This window comes from Variovorax sp. Soil_C_12 (assembly GCF_057657375.1).
This window is the reverse complement of the sequence record NZ_JBDGIO010000007.1, coordinates 64,242-77,903: the sequence shown is the minus strand read 5'-3', so window position 1 is coordinate 77,903 and position 13,662 is coordinate 64,242. Positions and strand designations below refer to the sequence as shown.

General features: G+C 66.0%; 11 protein-coding genes and 2 pseudogenes. 4 read left to right on the top strand and 9 right to left on the bottom strand.

Annotation, left to right across the window (positions count from 1 at the left end):
* Positions 1–68: 68 nt before the first annotated feature.
* From AC3A6X_RS19660 to AC3A6X_RS19635, 6 genes and pseudogenes are all read right to left on the bottom strand, one after another.
* Positions 69–1,281: pseudogene (locus AC3A6X_RS19660) on the bottom strand (acyl-CoA dehydrogenase family protein).
* Positions 1,282–1,285: 4 nt separating this feature from the next.
* Positions 1,286–2,077 (bottom strand): enoyl-CoA hydratase/isomerase family protein, encoded by a 792-nt coding sequence (locus AC3A6X_RS19655; RefSeq protein WP_487843771.1) that lies wholly within the window; start codon positions 2,075–2,077, stop codon positions 1,286–1,288.
* Between the two features lie 106 nt (positions 2,078–2,183).
* On the bottom strand, positions 2,184–3,095 hold the full coding sequence (locus tag AC3A6X_RS19650; RefSeq protein WP_487843770.1) for a phosphatidylglycerol lysyltransferase domain-containing protein: 912 nt from the start codon (positions 3,093–3,095) through the stop codon (positions 2,184–2,186).
* Positions 3,073–3,873: a TIGR03084 family metal-binding protein gene (locus AC3A6X_RS19645; protein WP_487843769.1), complete on the bottom strand. Its 801-nt coding sequence runs from the start codon at positions 3,871–3,873 to the stop codon at positions 3,073–3,075. Before AC3A6X_RS19645 ends, AC3A6X_RS19650 begins: the two co-directional genes overlap by 23 nt.
* An 85-nt stretch (positions 3,874–3,958) precedes the next feature.
* Entirely contained in the window at positions 3,959–4,789 is an 831-nt protein-coding gene (locus tag AC3A6X_RS19640; protein WP_487843768.1) for a helix-turn-helix transcriptional regulator, read from the bottom strand.
* Positions 4,790–4,977: 188 nt separating this feature from the next.
* Positions 4,978–6,582 (bottom strand): AMP-binding protein, encoded by a 1,605-nt coding sequence (locus AC3A6X_RS19635; RefSeq protein WP_487843767.1) that lies wholly within the window; start codon positions 6,580–6,582, stop codon positions 4,978–4,980.
* A gap of 260 nt (positions 6,583–6,842) precedes the next feature.
* Here AC3A6X_RS19635 and AC3A6X_RS19630 point away from each other — a divergent pair, with 260 nt between their 5' ends.
* The 4 genes and pseudogenes from AC3A6X_RS19630 to AC3A6X_RS19615 all read left to right on the top strand — a co-directional run bounded on the left by AC3A6X_RS19630 (position 6,843) and on the right by AC3A6X_RS19615 (position 10,006).
* A complete protein-coding gene (locus AC3A6X_RS19630; protein ID WP_487844075.1) occupies positions 6,843–7,103 on the top strand; it encodes an ABC transporter substrate-binding protein in 261 nt (86 codons plus the stop codon).
* Positions 7,100–7,252, top strand: a complete 153-nt coding sequence (locus AC3A6X_RS19625) for a hypothetical protein (RefSeq protein ID WP_487843766.1) — start codon at positions 7,100–7,102, stop codon at positions 7,250–7,252. The genes AC3A6X_RS19630 and AC3A6X_RS19625 overlap by 4 nt, the downstream gene beginning before the upstream one ends.
* 108 nt (positions 7,253–7,360) lie before the next feature.
* A pseudogene (locus AC3A6X_RS19620) lies at positions 7,361–7,906 on the top strand (ABC transporter substrate-binding protein); the annotation flags it as partial.
* A 57-nt stretch (positions 7,907–7,963) separates the two neighbouring features.
* Complete coding sequence (locus AC3A6X_RS19615; protein ID WP_487843765.1) at positions 7,964–10,006, top strand: oxidoreductase; 2,043 nt, start codon at positions 7,964–7,966, stop codon at positions 10,004–10,006.
* Between the two features lie 3 nt (positions 10,007–10,009).
* On the opposite strand, the gene AC3A6X_RS19610 is transcribed toward AC3A6X_RS19615, so the two are convergent.
* Genes AC3A6X_RS19610 through AC3A6X_RS19600 form a run of 3 tightly spaced genes read right to left on the bottom strand, consistent with a single transcriptional unit; the run spans position 10,010 to position 13,656 of the window.
* Positions 10,010–10,810 (bottom strand): helix-turn-helix domain-containing protein, encoded by an 801-nt coding sequence (locus AC3A6X_RS19610; protein ID WP_487843764.1) that lies wholly within the window; start codon positions 10,808–10,810, stop codon positions 10,010–10,012.
* Positions 10,811–10,862: 52 nt separating this feature from the next.
* Entirely contained in the window at positions 10,863–11,684 is an 822-nt protein-coding gene (locus AC3A6X_RS19605) for an SDR family oxidoreductase (RefSeq protein WP_487843763.1), read from the bottom strand.
* A 25-nt stretch (positions 11,685–11,709) separates the two neighbouring features.
* A complete protein-coding gene (locus tag AC3A6X_RS19600; protein WP_487843762.1) occupies positions 11,710–13,656 on the bottom strand; it encodes an acetyl/propionyl/methylcrotonyl-CoA carboxylase subunit alpha in 1,947 nt (648 codons plus the stop codon).
* Positions 13,657–13,662 lie beyond the last annotated feature (6 nt).

The following is a 13,662-nucleotide window of genomic DNA, read 5'->3' as shown; positions in this document are numbered from 1 at the left end:
TCGCGGAGCAGGTCTTGCGCGCAGTGGCCGCGACCAGTCCGCCCAAAACCCATGGCGGGTCTTCTTCTCTACGCCGACGTCCGGTATTTCTGCAATTCCAGCTTGCCGATCTGGTTGCGGTGCACTTCGTCCGGGCCGTCGGCCAGGCGCAGCACCCGCGACATGGCGTAGCCGCGCGCCAGGATGAAGTCGTTGCTGGTGCCCCCGCCGCCATGCGCCTGGATGGCCCAGTCGATCACCTGGGCCGCCATGCCGGGGACGGCGACCTTGATCATCGCGATCTCCACTTTCGCCAACTTGTTGCCCACCGAGTCCATGCGGTCGGCAGCGTTCAAGGTCAGGAGGCGCGCCTGCTCGATCATGATGCGCGCCTGGGCGATTCGCTCGACGGTCACACCTTGCTGCGCGACCGGCTTGCCGAATGCAACCCGCGCTAGCGAGCGCCGGCACATGTCTTCCAGCGCGCGCTCGGCCAGGCCGATCTGGCGCATGCAGTGGTGGATGCGTCCCGGCCCGAGCCGGCCTTGGGCGATCTCGAATCCGCGACCTTCGCCCAGCAGCATATTGGAAGCCGGCACGCGAACATCCTCGAAGAGCACTTCGGAGGCGCGGTCCGGCACGCCGTAGTAGCCGAACACCGGAAGCGGGCGCAGCACCTTGACGCCCGGCGTTTTCATGGGCACCAGGATCATGGATTGCTGCTGGTGCCGATCCGCGTTGCCGGGGTCGGTCTTTCCCATGAAGATCGCGATCTCGCAGCGCGGGTCGGTGGCATTGGTCGTGTACCACTTGTGCCCGTTGATCACGTAGTCGTCGCCGTCGCGAACGATGGAGGACTCGATGTTGGTCGCTTCACTGGAAGCCACCTTGGGCTGCGTCATCGCGAAGCACGAGCGGATCTCGCCTGCGAGGAGGGGCTTGAGCCATCGGTCCTGGTGCTCGGGCGTCCCGTAGCGGGCCAGCACTTCCATGTTCCCGGTGTCCGGCGCCGAGCAGTAACACCTCCGGCGCGAGGAACGAGCGGCCCATGATCTCGCACAGCGGCGCATACTCCAGGTTGGTCAGTCCTCCCCCGTGTTCCGATTCGGGCAGGAACAGGTTCCAAAGGCCCGCGGAGCGCGCCCTGGGCTTGAGGTCCTCGATGACCGGATAGACCTTCCAGGGGCCGAGCTCCTCCGCTTCCTCGTACAGTCGTTTCTCGTTGGGGTGGACGTATTCGTCCATGAACGCCGTGAGGCGGCGCTGCAGTTCCTGCACTTTGGAAGAGGGTTCGAAAGCCACTTCGTCAGCGTCCGGTCCACACCGGCTTGCGCTTTTCGTTGAACGCTGCCATGCCCTCGCGCGCGTCCTCGGTCATCGGCATCACGGCGATCTGGCTTTCGGTATAGGCGATCGCCTGATCGAAAGACATCGCGGAGATCGCGCGCATCGCGTACTTGCCGCGGCGAATCGCGGTGGGCGACATGTCCACGAGCCGGTCGATCAGCCATTGCGTCTTCGAGTCGAGATCCGCGGCCGGAACGACGTGGTTGACCAGTCCCACCCGCAGTGCTTCTTCCGCGGAGAAGGGTTCTCCCGTCAAGGCCCACTCGCGGACGATGCGCCGCGGCACCAGGTCCTGGAGCAGGCTGAGGACCTGCATCGGGAAGAGGCCTAGCTTCACCTCAGGCAAGCCGAAGAGAGCGTGGTCGGCTGCCACTGCCATGTCCGCCATGCACAGCAGCCCCATGCCCCCCGCCATGCAGGTCCCGTTCACCCGGACCACGATGGGCAACGTCGCGTTCTGCGCTTCGCGCAGCAGGTCCGCATAGTCGACGCTCGGGCGCGAAAAGTCGAACGCAAATGCTTTTCCGGGCTGCAGATCACCACCTGCGCAAAATGCCTTCTCGCCGGCGGCTGTGAGGATCACGGCTCGCACGTCGGGGTTGGAATGCGCCAGGCGCAAGCCTTCGCGAATGCCGGCGATCACTCCCGCATGGACGGCGTTGCGCTTCTCGGGCCGGTTGATGGTGATCCAGAACGAACGGTCCCGTCGTTCATGCAGAACCTCCGCTTCGGGGGGTGACTCCTGGCTCATCGGGTAATTCCTTCGGCCGTGTCCGGCTCTATCTCGGCAATGATCCGCCCTAGTGCCGCGCAGGGTCTTGCGCGAAGTGGCTGATGGCTTTCGTGACGCGCGCGAATCAGTTTCCGTTGCGGGGCATGAGACGCCACTTCGGCAGCAGGATGGCCGGCCGATAGCTCAGTTTGGTGTGGCGGAAACTGACCAGGCCGAGGTCTTGCTCGAAATTGAGCCAGTCCACCTGCCGGTCGCTCCGGCACGCGAAGTGGTGGAACATGTATTGGGCGATCCCCTTGAAGCGCACCAGTCCCTTGGCGAACCGGATCACCCACACGCCGGGTTGCAGTTCCTCGGCCAGCAAGAACCCGGCAGGCTCGCCGTCGGCCCAGTGAATGAACCCATCCAGACGCAGTTCCGGTGCGAGCGAGAGGGCGTCTCGGCAGGCCGCATCGTCGGCATCGCCCGGCGCCTTGCCCTTGTCGCGCATCCAGCCATCCAGCACTTCGAGAGCCTGATCGCGCAAGTGGGCGCCATACAGCTCGACTTCCAGTCGATGCGCTGTCCGCAGCTGTGCCATCAGGTTGGCTTTTTTCTGCAGCGCCCGGCCGCGGTAGACACGAAACTGCTCCGCCGGGTAGATGTAGTCCGCGTCATCCCGGCAGGCCTTGAGTTCGAAAGGCGAAGACGCCAGTGCTTCAGCCTCGCGCTCGGATAGAGGGAAGAGCCCACCATGTCGGCTCACGATGGCGCTCAGCTCGTCGAGGGACGCCTCGCGCACGTCAAACAAGGGAAGTGCGAGACGCTGGCCATCGTAGGCGAGCCCGCTGATGCATGGCCACTTGCCGTCATGCCATCGCCAGTGGTGCGCGCCGCGGAACATCCAGAGATTTCCGAACGTGAGATCCGCCGGCGTCCGCTCGGCGAGGCCATCCGTGCGCCGGGCCAGCATCGGCGCGATGCGGGGCGCCAGGCCCAGCGTCAGCTCGGACCCTTCGCCGGAGTCGGCAGGTTCACTCGCGAGTGGCACGGGCACCCGGTGCGGGTCCGTCGGCGGGTTCGCCGGCGAAGCACTGCGCCATCCGCGTCCATTGATCGGCGGAATCGCCCGCCCATTGCAGCAGCGTGTCCGCGCGATTGCGGCGCTGTGTCACCAGCAGCGCGAAGTCCAGTGCCGGTCCCCGGACGTAGTGCTGCGCCGACGGCTCGCCCCAGGTCCAGTTGCTGCCGTCCGGCGCTTGCAGCTCCAGGAACGGCATGGGCTGGGGCACCGGCAGCTTGCGATTGCCGAAGGTCCAGCCATAGGTCGTGACGCCCAGGTGCGTGATGTGCCGCAGCCCGGGGCCGGGCGGACGCTCGCGGCCCAGCATGTCCCAGACGTCCTGGCCATGCGCCCAGGTTTCCATGAGCCGTGCGGTCGCGAAGGAACGGGCGCTCATCGTTGGGCCGTACCAAGACAGACGCGCTTTGGGGTCCATTCCCGTCAGAGCCTGAACGAGCGCCTCGTGCCGCTGGCGCCAGGTCGCGAGCAGCGCCGGGCCGTCCAGGTGGCCGTACCGGCGCCGGGCGATGGCGCTCATCTCCTGGCCGGTCGCGAGTTCGCTGCTCAGAGCCCTCTTGTCCGCTTCGAAGCGTGCCGCATCGTGCACCGACTGCAGCCCCGTTTCGTCGAAGTAAAGCAGGTGCGCGATCTCGTCCCATGGCGTCCAGCCGTAAAAATCGGTTTTCGCGCGCCATTGCTCGGGCGTGAGCTCTGCGCACAGGTTGGACAACGCCCGGTATTCGGCGAGCAGGTCTGCAGCCAGGTCTTTCATGGGAGCACCGCGGTGTTGCCGCGAAGGTCGTCAATCATGGACTGCATCGTCGCCGGGGCCGGCGAATGCGTCTTGCGCGAACTGGCTAGTTCGGCATCGTCGCGGAGCTAACGGGCTGCTGCGTGATGATTCGCAGCTTGCGGGAGCCGGCGAAGATGTCCTTCGGCTTCAGCCCATAGGTCTGCCGGATCGAGTGGCTGAAATGCGTGGAGTCCGGATAGCCGATGTCCAGCGCCACGTACACCAGGCGGCTGTCGCTGTTCACGTGGTGCAGCAGGCTGCGTGCGCGTTTCCAGGTGCGTACGCTGCGGAAGGGGGCGCCGACCTGTTCCTTGAAAAGGTGCAAGAACCGCGAGAACGAGAGCCGCGCCTGCGTGGCGCACTGCTCCGCCGCGGCAACCGTCGAGGGGTTGTTCTTGATGCTTTCGAGGACCGCGGCGATGCGGGTGTCCAGCGCGCGCGACGGCAGCGGCTGGCCGAAAAAGATGTTGTCGAAGTCCGCCGGGCGCAGGTCCAGCGTGCTCCCGGCGCGCACCATCTGCTGATGCGTGGCTCGCACGCGAGCGGCGAACTCGGGCGCGTCGACGGCACCGCACGCGCGCAAGAGCGGCGGAAGGCGGTCCAAGTTCACGGTCTCGGGCTCGATCAGGATGTCCAGCGCGTGGCGTCCTTCGCATGCGACTTCGTAAGGCACGAAGGGCTGGACCACTGCGACTTCTGCAGATTGCCAATCACCGCCAGCGATGCGCACCTTCAGCCGGCCTTCGATGGCGATGTAGACGATGATGGCGCCCTTCGTGTGCAGCGCGGGTGCTCCGAGCAGGCCGGCATAAAAGATGCGGTCCGGCGTGATCCACATCATCCGCTCTGCGCTGCTGCAGCGGCGGGGCACGAACACGTCGTTCGAGAAGGTCATCAAAGTCTCCAGGAGGTCGGAATCGCACATCGCTTCCGATCTTCTATTTGCCATTCAGGGCCCGCCATCCGCAGGTTCGAGCCGTAAGGATAGGCTGCAGCGCCCGCCCGGTTCTTGCGTAAGCTGGCTAACCTCCGCTTGCTTGATCCGGGTTTGCCCGAGTTTGCAGCGAAGTGCCCCTAGATTGCTCAGCGGGTGCCCGCGCCGTGCTGCGCCTCGCGCAGCGCGGCTTTGTGGATCTTGCCTGCGGGCGTGAGCGGCAGCTCGTCCCGGAACTCGATGCGACGCGGAACCTTGTAGTCGGAAAGCTCATCGGCACACCAGGCGCGCAGCGCATCCTCGGTGACCTGCGCGCCCGGTCTGCGGACAACGAAGTAGTGGCCGATCTCCCCCAGCACCGGATCGGGCACGCCGATGCCGGCCACCATCAGCACGTCGCGGTGCCGCGCGATGTGTGCCTCCACCTCCGCAGGATAGACGTTGAATCCACCCTGGATGTACATGTCCTTGGCCCGCCCGCACAGCGTGATGACGCCTCGTGCGTCGACCCGGCCGAGATCGCCGGTGCGCAGCCAGCCGCCCGGCAGGAAGGCTTCGCCGGTGTGCGCAGCTCCGACGTAGCTGGCGACGACGCCGCAGCCGCGAAAACAGATTTCCCCTACCTCGCCCGCGGCCACGTCCTGGTCACTGCCGGGCAGCACCACGCGCAGTTCCGCATTGCCGATCGGGGCGCCGATGCTGCCCACCAGGTCCTCGTCGCTCGTGTCCCAGGGGGTGAGCACGATGGCTCCGGACGTTTCCGACAGTCCGTACAGGTTCATGAGTGTGGCACCGGGCATGCGCTGGCGCATCTGCTCCAGCAGCGAGGGCTCCACCGAGGAGCCGCCGATGAACGCGAGGCGGACGCTCGAGAAGTCGACGTCCCCGCCTTGCGAGTGCATGAGGATCAGCGTCATGATCGTCGGCACGCCCGCGAGCAAGGTCGGGCGGTGACGCCTGACGCACTCCAGCATGGTCGCGGGCTTGAATTCGGGCAGCAGGGCGATGCGTCCTCCCCCCAGCAGCAAGGCGAGCACGCCGCACGTGATGCCGCCGACGTGATTCAGCGGCAAGGGCAACGGCAGGAGATCGTCCTGGGTGACTTTGATATGGGCGGCCTGGGCGGCGGCCGAAGCCAGCATGCTGCCGTGGGTCAGGCACGCCCCCTTGGGCCTGCCGGTGGTTCCGGACGTGTAGATCACCATTGCCGGATCGCTTGCACCCAGGGATGCTTCGATCGAACTCAACTCCCCGGAAGGCGAAGGCGCGTCCAGCTGGGCGTACGGGGTGTGCCGCAGGCGTCCGGCTTGGCCGCCGGCCGCCGCGCCGGGCAAGAGAATCAGGTGTTCAAGTGAGGGTGCATCGGCGGCCAGCTGCTCGAAAAGTGCCCGGAAATCGCAACCTTCGTGGCTGTCGATGGTCGCGACCGCCTTCACCTGGCTGTCGCGCAGGATGTAGCCCAGTTCCGCGGCCCGGTAACGCGGGCTCATGCCGACGGCGACGGCACCGATGCGTGCACACGCGAAGAACAGCACGACCCATTCGGGTCGGTTCAGCGAAAGCAGGGCGACGCGGTCTCCCCGCCCGATACCCAGGCGCCCGAGCCCGGCGGCGAGCCGTACCGACGCGGCTTCGAGTTCGGCATAGCTCAGCCCCACGTCACCGTCGATGAGGAAGGTGGCCGAGCCCCGCTTGCGGGCGGCCTGCGCGAGCGTGCCGGTGAGGGTCTGCGGCGGTGCTTCGAGGAGAGTCATGGTTCGGGCCCGAAAGGAAAGGGTTCATTGTTCACGGCGCCGTGAGCTGCGGTCTTGCGTTTTCTCGCTGTGGCGGGCGGTCGAGGTAGGCAGTCGGCGCAAGCCAGTCCGGTTCGGACTGCCTACAGTGAATCGCACCACCAACGAGATTCAACAAGGAGACAAGCATGAGGACGCAAGGCATTCAAAGGCTCGCGATGCTCGGCCTCGCCGTCCTGCCGCTGTGCAGTTTCGGCGACTAGGGAGTCACCAGGAACGAGATCCTGATCGGCACGATCCAGGACCTCTCGGGGCCGCTTGCCGCTTACAGCAAGGAAGCCCTCAACGGCATGAACATGCGGCTCGAGGAATTGAACGCCGCCGGTGGCGTGAACGGCCGCAAGAAGATCCGTCTGCTGGCGGAAGACTCGGGCTACGACACCAAGAAGGCGATGCTGGCGGCGCAAAAGCTGGCTCAGAGCGACAAGATCTTCGCGGTCGCAGGTTCCATGGGAACCAGACCACTCAGCAGGTGTTCATGAATGCGGGCGTGATCAACCTGTTCCCGCTGGGATCCGCACGAGGCCTGTACGACCCGCCGGAGATGAAATTCGCCCTCGCGGTGCCGTACTTCCAGCAGGGAAGCGCCATTGTCAAGTCCTTGAATGCGACCAAGGCGGACCGGAAGTGATGCTCACTGGTGCAGGACGACGACCTCGGTTCCGAGTTGATGTCTGGTGTGGATTCCGGGATGAAGCAGGTGGGCAAGACCGTTGCCTAGCGCACCACGTACAAGCGAGGCGCCCCCGACTTTTCCTTGCAGGTGGCTCGCCTGAAGGCGGCGAACTGCGACACCGTCATTCTCGGCACGACATTGCGCGAGACGGTAGGCACGATGAGCGTAGCCAGGAAGAGCGGATTCGCCCCGCAGTTCGTCACCGCCTCCGCTGCCTACAGCCACCTGCTCCCCAAGCTCGGTGGTGCCGTGACCGAGGGCCTGTACGCCTCCCATTCGGCGACGCAGCCGTATGCCGACGAAGGGTCCCAGGCCGCGCGCGACTGGTACGCGGCCTATGTCGCCAAATACAAGGAAGAACCGGGGCAGTTCGCGGTGATGGGCTACGCGATGATGGACTGGACGATCAAGGCCGCTGAAAAAGCGGGCCCCAACCTCACTACGAAAGGCTTCATCCAGGCGATGGAAAGCAGCAGCTTCCCGGGTGACAAGCTTGGCTTCGACACGATGACCTTCTCCAGGACGAAGCACCTCGGCTCCGAGGCGATCCGCCTTTCGCAGCTGAAGAACGGCAAGTGGATGCCGGTCACCGACTACATCGCGCCCTGAGAGGGGACAGCCAATCGCCGCAAGACGGGCAGGGGTCTGCCGTGCATCCTCGGGGCCATGACATCCTCCCTCTATCCGACCCTCCTTTCGCCTTTGAAACTGCCTCATGCCGCGCCCGGGACGCCTGAGCTGCGATGCCGGGTGCTGATGGGCTCCATGCACACGGGCCTGGAAGAAACCCCCGACGGCTTTCGCCGGATGGCCGCTTTCTATGCGGCCCGGGCCCGCGGTGGCGCCGCACTGATCGTCGTTGGCGGCCTGTCGCCCAATGTGGAAGGCAACACCTGGGAAGGTATGCGCACGTTGGCCACACCGGAGGACGCGGCGCCCCACCGCGAAATCACGCAGGCCGTGCACGCCCACGGCGCGCTGATCGCGATGCAACTGCTGCATGCCGGCCGTTACGCTCGGCATGCGCAAGGTGTCGCGCCATCGGCCTTGAAATCCCCGATCTCTCCCGCCACGCCGCGCGAAATGAGCATTGAGGACATCGAACGAACCCTGGATGACTATGCGCGCGCCGCGCAACTGGCCCAGAGCGTTGGCTACGACGGGGTGGAGGTGATGGGCGCCGAGGGCTACCTCATCAACCAGTTCGTAGCGCCGCGGACCAACCACCGCACCGACGAGTGGGGCGGAACCGCAGAGAAGCGGATGCGTTTCGCCATTGAAGCCGTGCGCCGGGTCAAGAAGGCAACACAGCCGGGTTTCATCATCATCTACCGCCTGTCGATGCTGGACCTGGTCGAGGGCGGCAGTACGTGGGATGAGGTGGTGATGCTCGCCCGTGCCGTCGAAGCCGAGGGCGTGTCCATCATTAACCCCTACGTCGGCTGGCACGAGGCGCGGATTCCCACCATTGCCACTGTCGTGCCCAGAGCGGCGTTCGTTTCGCTTACAGCGCGGTTGAAGTCGGTCTTGCGCGTGCCAGTCGTGGCCAGCAACCGGATCAACGACCCCGCGCTCGCGGAAGAGATCCTTGCACGCGGCGATGCCGACCTGGTCTCGATGGCCCGCCCGCTGCTGGCGGACCCAGACTTCGTGCAAAAGGCGCGCGACGGGAATGCAGGCGGGATCAACACTTGCATCGCTTGCAATCAGGGCTGCCTGGACGAAGCCTTCTCGGGCCGACTGACCGGCTGCATGGTGAACCCGGCCGCCTGCCGGGAAACGGAACTTGTGATCGAGACGACAACCCGGCCGCGCCGCATTGCAGTGGTCGGCGCGGGGCCCGGCGGCCTTGCATGCGCCGCGACAGCCGGCGAGCGCGGGCACGACGTGACTCTGTTCGAAGCGGCGCCCTCTCTCGGCGGGCAGTTCAACCTCGCCAGCCGTGTACCTGGCAAAGAGGAGTACGAGGCAACCGTACAGCACTTCGGCACGCGCCTGAAACGCGCGGGTGTGCAGGTCCAGCTTGGGCGCGTAGTAGATGTCGCTCAGTTGCGAACAGGCAAATTCGATCATGTGGTGTTGGCAACAGGCGCCACGCCCCGGCTTCCCGACATCCCGGGTATCGAGCACCCCATGGTGGCCACCTATGCCGATGTGATCGCGGGACGCCGCGCCGCCGGAGCCCGCGTAGCCATCGTCGGTGCCGGCGGCATCGGCTTCGACGTGGCCGAACTGCTCACGCACGAAGAGGTGCCGGGCGACAACGATGTGGAGCGCTTCTGCGCCGCCTGGGGTATCGACAAGAGCGTGAGTCACCGCGGCGGACTGGTGCCTCCCGCCGCGCCCTGGTCGCCGCGCGAGGTGTGGTTGCTGCAGCGCAAGGACGAGACCCTCGGCAAAGGGTTGGCCAAGACGACCGGGTGGATTCGCCGAGCCTTGATGGCGCGCCGCGGCGTTCATCTGCTCGCTGGGGTGACTTACGAGCGCATCGACGATGCAGGGCTGCATGTGCGGGTGCGCGGCGAGGCGCGCACGCTGGCGGTCGACACCATTGTGGTGTGCGCGGGGCAGGAGTCTCAACGCACCCTTCTGGGCGACTTGCAGTCGCAAGGCATCGAGGTCAGCCTGATCGGCGGGGCCCGCCATGCCGCTGAACTCGATGCGACGCGCGCGATTTCGGAAGGTGTGACCGTCGCGGCCGCCCTGTAGGCGCTAGCTCGCGTGCGTTGCGGCGTGCACCGCAAGCCGTCTCGAGCCGGCCAGGATGTCTCGTGGCGTCAAGCCGAAGGCTTGACGAATCGAATGGCTGAAGTGGGTTGAGTCGGGGTAGCCGGCGGCCAGTGCGATATTGACGAGCGAGGAGTCGCTGTTTGCGTGATGCAAGAGATGTCGCGCGCGCCGCCAGGAGCGATAGCGGCGGAAGGGCACCCCAACTTCAGACTTGAACAGGTGCACGAAGCGCGACAAGGACAAGTGCACGCTCTGTGCGCAGGCTTGTCCAGACGTTTGGCCGCAAGGATCGAATTTGATCGCATCGATGACGCTCAGGATGCGGGCGTCCAGGACGCGGTGAGCCAAGGTCGCGCCGAATATTTCCGCGTCGAAATCGAAACGTGCCAACTTTGGCGCGGACGTCGTGCCGAGGTGAGCGCAGACACTCCTCAGGCGTTCAACAAAGGCCGAAGCCGCGGCGGATGGATCGCCCGTGGGCCAAGCGGGCAATGCATCCACCGCAACCAGCTCAGGCTCAACCAGTATGACCCCAACCCGCCGTGCTTCGCAACGCACCTGGTGCGGCACGTAAGGGCCAACCGTTCCCAACACCATGCGCCGCCATGGCCCGCCATCCAGCGAGAGCTCAATCGGTGCGTCGAGTCCCACATAGGTCACGTGCGCACCAAGTACGCGCAGAGATGGCTTGCCCAGCAGTCCAGCATAAAGAACCCGGTCGGCGTCTATCCACATCACCCGGCGGGTGTCGTCCTGCGGCCGCGGCTGGCTGCGAACTTCCATGGCGCATGCTGCCACCAAGCACGCACGCCGGCAAGCGAGGCAAGAATCCGTACTAGTGCTGCTTGTGCGCCACCGTGGCCCGTCCGGCCGCTTCCAATGAGGCCTTGACGCTTTCGAGCGCACCGCCCCCATCGCAGGGAATGAGCGCGCCGGAGATGTAGTCGGCAAAAGGCGAAGCCAGGAACAAGGCGAGGTTGGCGATGTCTTCCGGCTGCCCGAAGCGTTGGAGCGGCACAGCGGCGGCCGCTGCCGCGCGATCCGCCGGCGTCGGCGCGATCAGGCGGTCGAACCCTTCCGTGCCCTCGATCGGGCCCGGCGATATCGAATTCACGCGAATGCCTTCGCCGCCCCACTCAGTGGCGAGGACTCGCATCAGCTGGTCGACCCCGGCCTTGGCGGCGCAGGCATGCGCCTGGTAGCGCATGGGAACATACGATTGCGGCGCGGTAATGTTGATGACGGCGGCGCCCGGCTTGCGCAGATGAGCATGCGCCTGGCGCAGGACGTGGAAGCTGCCCACCAGGTCGATGTCGATCACGACCTTGAACCCGTTGGGGGACATGTCCTTGGCCTCGCACAGGAAGTTGCCGGCGGCGCCCGAGACGAGCACGTCGATCGGCCCGAATCGATCGACGGCCTCGGCAAAGGCGCGTCCTACGGCGTCGAAGTCCCGCACATCGGCGCAGACACCATGCGCGGCCGCCCCCAGGCCGGACAGCCGCTCGCGGGCAGTTTGTACGTTCTCGGGCTTGCGGCTGGCCACGGTGACGGATGCCCCGCGCCGGGCGAAGGCCTCTGCGACCCCCAGGTTGATTCCGGTGGTGCCGCCGAACACGAAGACATGGTGATCGGTGAAATCAATATCGACTAGCAAAAGAGATCCTTTGGGGAATGGGGTGTCATGCAGTGGCCTCGATCTCGGCGATGACGCGATGGGCGCCGACCTGGTCGCCGACGCTCACATGAAGGGCGCTCACGCGGCCTGTCGCGGGTGCCGCATGGACATGCTCCATCTTCATCGCTTCCAGGATGACCATGGGCTTGCCTGCGGTGACCGCATCACCCACGGCGACGGCCAGGGCGACCACACGGCCGTTCATCGAGGCCCGCAGCTTGCCGTCGCCGCCGCTCTGGGAGTGGCGCACGATGGCCTCGCGGGTGAGGTCTTCGATGCGCCACGGCTGGCCCAGGTAATGCAGCGCGATCGCGGCGCCGTCGCGGTGGAGCGCCGCCCGGCGGGCCACGCCGTTGCAGACGACGCGCGCGTCGTGCTCGCCCACTTCCAGCAACTGCAAGGCGAATTCCCGATCGCCGATGCGCACGATGCACCCGTGCCCCGCTTCGTTCGCCAACAGCACGCTCGTTGTGTCCGTGCCCATCTTCAGGCGCAAAGGGGTAGAGAACGAATGCCGGATGGCGTTGCCGCTTTCGGCATGCAGCAATGCCGCGGCCAGGGCGAGCGCTTCGTGCGCGTCGTCAGTGGGCGCCGCGATCAACGCATCCTGATGCTGGCCGATGAATGCCGTGGTGGCGGCGCCCGCGGCGAACACGGGATGACGCAGGCAGCGGGAAAGAAACGCCTGGTTGGTCACCACGCCCAGCGCCACGGTGTCCGCGAGGCCGTGAAGCAGCCTTCGCCGCGCCTCATCGCGTGTTTCACCATGCGCGATCAGCTTGGCAACCATCGAGTCGTAGAAGGGCGGGATGTCCGAGCTGCGGTTGAGCCCGTGCTCCACCCGCAACGCGCAGGACGGCTGCCAGAGTGCCATGTGACCGCTCTGCGGCATGAACCCCGCCGCCACGTCCTCGGCGCACAGCCGCACTTCGATCGCATGTCCTTGGAAGCGGACCTGCTCCTGCGTCAACCCGAGAGGCTCGCCGCTCGCGACGCGCAATTGAAGCGCGACCAGGTCGAGGCCTGTGATCGCTTCCGTGACGGGATGCTCCACCTGCAGCCGCGTGTTCATCTCCATGAAATAGAACTGGCCCTCGCGGTCCAGCAGGAATTCCAGCGTGCCCGCACCTTCGTAGGCGATGGTCTTCGCCGCTTGCACGGCGGCGGCGCCCATCCGCGCGCGCAGCTCGGGGCCGACCGCGGGGGAGGGCGCCTCCTCGATCACCTTCTGGTGACGCCGCTGGACCGAACAGTCGCGCTCGCCCAGGTGAACGACGTTACCGTGGCGGTCCGCCATGATCTGGATTTCGATGTGGCGCGGCTCGAGGATCGCGCGTTCCAGCAGGACCTCGTCATCGCCGAAAGCGCCCCGCGCCTCGGATTTCGCGCTCCTGAGGAGTTCCAGGAATTCGCTGGCCTGCGCGACCAATCGCATGCCGCGGCCCCCGCCGCCGGCCGTTGCCTTGATCATCAAGGGAAAGCCCACGCGAGAAGCCTGTGACAGCAGGTGCTGTTCGTCCTGGTTATCGCCCTGGTATCCCGGGATGCAGGGCACGCCGGCTTCCATCATCAGGCGCTTGGCGCCCGCCTTGTGGCCCATGGCAAGGATCGCCTTGGGCGATGGACCCACGAAGACGAATCCCGCATCGATGCAGGCCTGCGCGAAGTCCTCGTTCTCGGCCAGGAAGCCGTAGCCCGGGTGGATCGCGTCGGCGCCGCAGCGCCGTGCAGCGTCAAGAATCGCGTCGATTCGCAGGTAGGACTCGGCTGGCAAGGGGCCGCCGATGCAAATGGATTCGTCAGCCGTCAGCACGTGACGGGCGGCGGCATCGGCGGTGGAATGCACGGCCACCGTGTGGTAGCCCATGGCCTTGGCGCTGCGCATCACGCGCACCGCGATCTCGCCCCGGTTGGCGACGAGCAGTTTGGTGAAAGGTGTCTTCTTGGTCATGGCGCG